Source organism: Estrella lausannensis, assembly GCF_900000175.1.
Classification (GTDB): domain Bacteria; phylum Chlamydiota; class Chlamydiia; order Chlamydiales; family Criblamydiaceae; genus Estrella; species Estrella lausannensis.
In genome coordinates this window covers 1-3,337 of record NZ_CWGJ01000020.1, presented here as the reverse complement: position 1 = coordinate 3,337, position 3,337 = coordinate 1, and the positions used below count along the sequence as shown (strand labels likewise).

The 3,337-nt window shown below is 48.8% G+C and carries 2 rRNA genes; both read left to right on the top strand.

What is annotated here, in order from left to right:
* Positions 1-101 precede the first annotated feature (101 nt).
* A 23S ribosomal RNA gene (locus tag ELAC_RS07490) occupies positions 102-3,037 on the top strand.
* Positions 3,038-3,175: 138 nt separating this feature from the next.
* Positions 3,176-3,290: ribosomal RNA gene (gene rrf, locus ELAC_RS07485) — 5S ribosomal RNA — on the top strand.
* Positions 3,291-3,337: the final 47 nt, after the last annotated feature.

The window sequence follows — 3,337 nt, the reverse complement described above, 5'->3', positions numbered from 1 at the left end:
TAACAAAAGAGTAACAAAAATCAAGTAATAGATTGCGACAACAATTGGCGCTTGAGAATATAGACTATATAGTCATTAAAGCTTGTACCTAAATCTTTTTTGGTCAAGCTATTAAGGGCTGCTGGTGGATGCCTTGGCATTAGAAGGCGAAGAAGGACGCGAAACCTGCGAAAAGCTTCGGTGAGCTGGAATAAAGCTTTGACCCGGAGATATCCGAATGGGGAAACCCGGTGGCTTAGAAAGCCATCATCCTGCTACTGAATTCATAGGTACAGGAAGCGACACCCGCCAAACTGAGACATCTAAGTAGGCGGAGGAGTAGAAATCAAACGAGATTCCCAAAGTAGCGGCGAGCGAACAGGGAAGAGCCCAAACCGAAGTCTCTGACTTCGGGGTTGTAGGGCAAACCAAATGAGTGTGGACGCTTAGCAGAACCTATCTGGAAAGATAGACGACACAGGGTGATAGTCCCGTATGCGAAAAGCCGACACGCCGAGGTTTGTACCTGAGTAGGGCCGGACACGTGAAACCCGGTCTGAATCTGGGGGGACCACCCTCCAAGGCTAAATACTAACTAATGACCGATAGTGAACAAGTACCGCGAGGGAAAGGTGAAAAGAACCCCTGTTAGGGGAGTGAAATAGAATCTGAAACCAGCAGCTTACAAACGGTCGGAGGCCTATGCCCACTCTGTGGGAATGGCTGACGGCGTGCCTTTTGCATGATGAGCCAGCGAGTTAAGCTAGATGGCGAGGTTAAGGGACTCCGTTCCGAAGCCGAAGCGAAAGCGAGTGTTAAAAGCGCGTTTTAGTCATCTGGTTTAGACACGAAACCAAGTGATCTATCCATGGCCAGGTTGAAGCACAGGTAACACTGTGTGGAGGACCGAACTAGTGAATGTTGAAAAATTCTTGGATGAGCTGTGGATAGGGGTGAAAGGCCAATCAAACTTGGAGATATCTTGTTCTCTCCGAAATAACTTTTGGGTTAGCCTCGAGACATGCTTTACAGGGGTAGAGCACTGGATTCACGCGGGGGCCTACCGGCCTACCAAAGGAAACCAAACTCCGAATACTGTAAAGGAATCTCGGGAGATAGACAGTGGGGGATAAGCTTCATTGTCGAGAGGGGAACAGCCCAGATCGTCGACTAAGGCCCCGAAATCTATGCTAAGTGAGTAAGGAAGTAAAGACTCAAAGACAGTTGGGATGTTGGCTTAGAGGCAGCCATCATTTAAAGAGTGCGTAACAGCTCACCAATCGAGAGTCTTTGCGCCGATAATTTCAGGGACTAAGCATAGTGCCGAAGTCACGGGTTCATCGTAAGATGAGCGGTAGGAGAGCGTAGTACATGCGTCGAAGGTATACCGTGAGGAGTGCTGGAGCGTGTACTAGTGATTATGCATGGCATGAGTAACGATAAAGGCGGTGAAAATCCGCCTCGCCGAAAACCTAAGGTTTCCAGGGTAAAGTTCGTCTTCCCTGGGTTAGCCGGTCCCTAAGCCGAGGCCGAAAGGCGTAGGTGATGGCAAGCAGGTTAAATATTCCTGCGCCACCTAAAACTATAGCAACGGACTGACGAAGTAAGTTAAGCGTGCGGACGATTGGAAGTGTCCGTGGAGGTATGAGGAAGGCAGATAGGTAAATCCGTCTGCAGGATTCCAGGTATCGACCAAGGGGAACCTTCGGGGGAACCGATGACGTAGCGCGAGGCTTCCAAGAAATAAGTTCTAGCTGTTGATGGTGACCGTACCAAAACCGACACAGGTAGGTAGGATGAATATTCTCAGGCGCGCGAGTGAGCTCTTGTTAAGGAACTCGGCAAATTATCCTCGTAACTTCGGGAGAAGAGGAGCCGCTGATTGTGATTCCCCTCGCGGGATGAGCATTTGGCGGTCGCAGAGAAATGGCCCAGGCGACTGTTTAGCAAAAACACAGCACTATGCAAAGACGTTAAGTCAAGGTATATGGTGTGATGCCTGCCCAATGCCAAAAGGTCAAAAGGAGAAGTTAGCCGCAAGGCGAAGCTTTGAATTTAAGCCCTGGTGAATGGCGGCCGTAACTATAACGGTCCTAAGGTAGCGAAATTCCTTGTCGGGTAAGTTCCGACCTGCACGAATGGTATAACGATCTGGGCGCTGTCTCAACAAGAGGCTCGGTGAAATTGTAGTAGCGGTGAAGATGCCGTTTACCCGCGACTAGACGAAAAGACCCCGTGAACCTTTACTGTACTCTGATATTGGCTCTTGATTTTCCATGTGTAGAATAACCAGGAGACTGTGAAGTTGTGTCGTCAGGCATGATGGAGTCACCGTTGAAATACTGGTCTTGGGAAGTCGGGAGTCTAACGAGCTTCCGTGAATCCGGAACTCGGACACTGTCAGACGGGCAGTTTTACTGGGGCGGTATCCTCCTAAAGAGTAACGGAGGAGTCCAAAGCTTACCTCATCATGGTTGGCAATCATGAGTAGAGCGTAAAGGTATAAGGTAAGTTAACTGCGAGACCAACAAGTCGAGCAGATACGAAAGTAGGGCTTAGTGATCCGGCGGTTGAATGTGGAATCGCCGTCGCTCAACGGATAAAAGGTACTCCGGGGATAACAGGCTTATCGCCACCAAGAGTTCATATCGACGTGGCGGTTTGGCACCTCGATGTCGACTCATCGCATCCTGGGGCTGGAGAAGGTCCCAAGGGTTTGGCTGTTCGCCAATTAAAGCGGTACGCGAGTTGGGTTCAAAACGTCGTGAGACAGTTTGGTTTCTATCTGTCGTGGGCGCAGGATACTTGAGAGGAGCTGCTTCTAGTACGAGAGGACCGAAGTGGACAAACCAATGGTGTTCCGGTTGTTCTGCCAAGAGCATTGCCGGGTAGCTATGTTTGGAAAGGATAAGCGTTGAAAGCATCTAAACGCCAAGCCTCCCTCAAGATAAGGTATCCCTATGAGACACCATAAAGACTATGTGGTTGATAGGTTGGATGTGTAAGCGCAGTAATGCGTGTAGCTTACCAATACTAATATGTCCATAGGCTTGACCATTTTTTTTTACAAAAAATGCCTTATAGGATGAGCAATCCCCTATAAGGATAAGCGCCAAATTAGAAATTTTCACAAGCTTGAGAAACTATATAGAACTAGTTTTCGAGCGCCGATTATTGTAGCAATAGAGATTTTGTTCCTGGTGGCACTAGAGAAGGAGCCATACCTGATCCCATTCCGAACTCAGAAGTAAAACCCTTCATCGCCGATGGTACTGCACGCAAGAGTGTGGGAGAGTAGGTCGCTGCCAGGTCTTTTGTTCGCCCTTACAGGCTATCCTGTAAGGGCTTTTTTTTTGCC